This is a genomic window from Flavobacterium columnare (assembly GCF_014844295.1).
GTDB classification, from domain to species: Bacteria; Bacteroidota; Bacteroidia; order Flavobacteriales; family Flavobacteriaceae; genus Flavobacterium; species Flavobacterium columnare.
The window spans coordinates 3,217,501-3,221,278 of record NZ_CP054494.1; the positions used below are offsets into that span (position 1 = coordinate 3,217,501).

Consider the following 3,778-nt stretch of genomic DNA (forward strand, 5'->3'; position numbering starts at 1 on the left):
AATCCCTTCTACGATGTTAGAATGCTCCCCTACCACTTGACTTTTGTCAAATCCATAGCTTCGGTAGTATACTTATGCCCGATTATTATCCATGCTCGATCGCTCGACTAGTGAGCTGTTACGCACTCTTTAAATGAATGGCTGCTTCCAAGCCAACATCCTAGCTGTCGATGCAATCAAACCGCGTTTGATCAACTTAGTATACATTTGGGGACCTTAGCTGATGGTCTGGGTTCTTTCCCTCTCGGACTGGGACCTTAGCACCCCAGCCCTCACTGCTGTGTATATTATATAGCATTCGGAGTTTGTCAGGAATTGGTAGGCGGTGAAGCCCCCGCATCCAATCAGTAGCTCTACCTCTATATAACTCTACCACTGCGCTGCACCTAAATGCATTTCGGGGAGTACGAGCTATTTCCGAGTTTGATTGGCCTTTCACCCCTACCCACAGGTCATCCGAAGACTTTTCAACGTCAACCGGTTCGGACCTCCACTATGTGTTACCACAGCTTCATCCTGCCCATGGGTAGATCACACGGTTTCGCGTCTAACATTACTGACTCAAGCGCCCTATTCAGACTCGCTTTCGCTACGGATCCGCACCTGAAGTGCTTAACCTTGCCAGCAACGTTAACTCGTAGGCTCATTATGCAAAAGGCACGCCGTCACAGCTTTTGCTGCTCCGACCGCTTGTAGGCGTATGGTTTCAGGTTCTATTTCACTCCGTTATTCACGGTTCTTTTCACCTTTCCTTCACAGTACTGGTTCACTATCGGTCTCTCAGGAGTATTTAGCCTTAGCGGATGGTCCCGCCAGATTCAGACAGGGTTTCACGTGCCCCGCCCTACTCAGGATACCACTATCCTTTATATTCCTTACTTATACGGGACTATCACCCTCTGTGGTTAACCTTTCCAGGTTATTCTAATTCGGTTTACAAGAAATATTGTGGTCCTACAACCCCAGTATTGCCGTAACAACACTGGTTTGGGCTAATGCGCTTTCGCTCGCCACTACTTACGCAATCACTTTTGTTTTCTTCTCCTCCGCCTACTTAGATGTTTCAGTTCAGCGGGTTCGCCTCCTATTGGATACTATGTCTTCAACATAGTGGGTTGCCCCATTGGGATATCTGCGGATCAATTCGTATGTGCCAATCCCCGCAGCTTTTCGCAGCTTATCACGTCCTTCTTCGCCTCTGAGAGCCTAGGCATCCCCCATACGCCCTTATTTTGCTTATTGTTTTCTTTTTTTTAGTGATTAGCTCTAAGTAATTAGTGACTAGTCCTAAGACTAATTACTATTCACTCTTTACTAATTACTAAAGTGTTCTTTCTACTTGTTTGTATGTTTATCTCAATATGTCAATGAACTTTACTCAATTTGAAGATTTTAAGATTCGTTAATTTGAAAATGATGATCATTTTCAAATTTTCAAATCAATTCATTTTCAAATCAATTTGGTGGAGAATATCGGAGTCGAACCGATGACCTCCTGCGTGCAAGGCAGGCGCTCTAGCCAGCTGAGCTAATCCCCCAATCTTTTTTCTATTTTGGATGTTGAATTATTTTTTTGAATTATTTTTCAAATTCATCATTTAAAATTTATAATTCAAAATTCGCTTCTAGAATTTCCTTGTGCTTTAAAAAGTAGTCCCGGGCAGACTCGAACTGCCGACCCCTACATTATCAGTGTAGTACTCTAACCAGCTGAGCTACGAGACTCTGTATTTTAAGCCTTTTCTTTTTTTTGAATTAACAGCGAGAGTAAGTTTTTTTAATTTAGTATCTAAATTAAAAAATAGCTTCTTTTTTGTCTCTAGAAAGGAGGTGTTCCAGCCGCACCTTCCGGTACGGCTACCTTGTTACGACTTAGCCCTAGTTACCAGTTTTACCCTAGGCAGCTCCTTGCGGTCACCGACTTCAGGTACCCCCAGCTTCCATGGCTTGACGGGCGGTGTGTACAAGGCCCGGGAACGTATTCACCGCAGCATGGCTGATCTGCGATTACTAGCGAATCCAGCTTCACGGAGTCGAGTTGCAGACTCCGATCCGAACTGAGAACGGTTTTGTAGATTCGCTCCTACTTGCGTAGTGGCTGCTCTCTGTACCGTCCATTGTAGCACGTGTGTAGCCCAAGGCGTAAGGGCCGTGATGATTTGACGTCATCCCCACCTTCCTCGCGGTTTGCACCGGCAGTCTTGCTAGAGTTCCCGACATGACTCGCTGGCAACTAGCAACAGGGGTTGCGCTCGTTATAGGACTTAACCTGACACCTCACGGCACGAGCTGACGACAACCATGCAGCACCTTGAAAAACGTCCGAAGAAAGATCTGTTTCCAAATCTGTCGTTTCCCATTTAAGCCTTGGTAAGGTTCCTCGCGTATCATCGAATTAAACCACATGCTCCTCCGCTTGTGCGGGCCCCCGTCAATTCCTTTGAGTTTCACTCTTGCGAGCGTACTCCCCAGGTGGGATACTTATCACTTTCGCTTAGCCACTCAGATTGCTCCAAACAGCTAGTATCCATCGTTTACGGCGTGGACTACCAGGGTATCTAATCCTGTTCGCTCCCCACGCTTTCGTCCATCAGCGTCAATATACTCGTAGTAACCTGCCTTCGCAATCGGTATTCCATGTAATCTCTAAGCATTTCACCGCTACACTACATATTCTAGTTACTTCCAAGTAATTCAAGTCTTACAGTATCAATGGCCGTTTGATCGTTGAGCGACCAGATTTCACCACTGACTTATAAAACCGCCTACGGACCCTTTAAACCCAATGATTCCGGATAACGCTTGGATCCTCCGTATTACCGCGGCTGCTGGCACGGAGTTAGCCGATCCTTATTCTTACAGTACCGTCAAGCTCCCTTACAAGGGAGGGTTTCTTCCTGTACAAAAGCAGTTTACAATCCATAGGACCGTCATCCTGCACGCGGCATGGCTGGTTCAGGCTTGCGCCCATTGACCAATATTCCTCACTGCTGCCTCCCGTAGGAGTCTGGTCCGTGTCTCAGTACCAGTGTGGGGGATCTCCCTCTCAGGACCCCTACCCATCGTTGCCTTGGTATGCCGTTACCACACCAACTAGCTAATGGGACGCATGCTCATCTTGTACCGTTGGAACTTTAATAATCAAATGAGGCCATCTGAAAATACTATGGGGTATTAATCCAAATTTCTCTGGGCTATCCCCCTGTACAAGGTAGATTGCATACGCGTTACGCACCCGTGCGCCGGTCTCAAAGGAGCAAGCTCCTTCTACCCCTCGACTTGCATGTGTTAAGCCTGCCGCTAGCGTTCATCCTGAGCCAGGATCAAACTCTTCATCGTATGTTTTTACAGCTTTTCAGCTATTTGTTTTTGACAAAGAATGCTAGGTTTTTCTTACTCTCTTAAATTTTTATCTGTTTTAACATTGCTGTTAAAACGTGCTGTCAATCCAATATGTCTATGAACTTATTTATTTACTTTTTTCGCTTTCAACTTAACGTCTTAGCGGGTGCAAAGGTAGTGTTTCTTTTAGTATTTCCAAGCTTTTTTTGAAATTTATTTAAAACTGGTTTTCTTATTCTAAAGAACTTTTTTTTGCTTTGTTGAGATAAAAAATCCCCTGGTAGTCAGGGGATGTTCTATGTCGAATTCTGACTTGTATCAGAATAAAGAAAGGCGGCGATCTACTCTCCCACAAAATGCAGTACCATCGACGCTGGCGGGCTTAACTTCTCTGTTCGAAATGGGAAGAGGTGAGCCCCGCCGCAATAACCACCTT

At 45.4% G+C, this 3,778-nt stretch carries 2 tRNA genes and 3 rRNA genes (1 of these 5 cut by a window edge); all 5 read right to left on the reverse strand.

Annotated elements, in window-relative coordinates:
- A 23S ribosomal RNA gene (locus HUE53_RS14220) occupies positions 1 to 1,242 on the reverse strand (it extends 1,634 nt beyond the left edge of the window).
- 219 nt (positions 1,243 to 1,461) lie between these two features.
- A tRNA-Ala gene (locus HUE53_RS14225) sits at positions 1,462 to 1,538 on the reverse strand.
- A gap of 113 nt (positions 1,539 to 1,651) precedes the next feature.
- Positions 1,652 to 1,725 (reverse strand) — tRNA-Ile (locus HUE53_RS14230).
- A 98-nt stretch (positions 1,726 to 1,823) separates the two neighbouring features.
- Positions 1,824 to 3,339: ribosomal RNA gene (locus tag HUE53_RS14235) — 16S ribosomal RNA — on the reverse strand.
- A 331-nt stretch (positions 3,340 to 3,670) separates the two neighbouring features.
- A 5S ribosomal RNA gene (gene rrf, locus HUE53_RS14240) occupies positions 3,671 to 3,778 on the reverse strand.
- Together the 16S, 23S and 5S rRNA genes with 2 tRNA genes alongside form the textbook arrangement of a ribosomal RNA operon.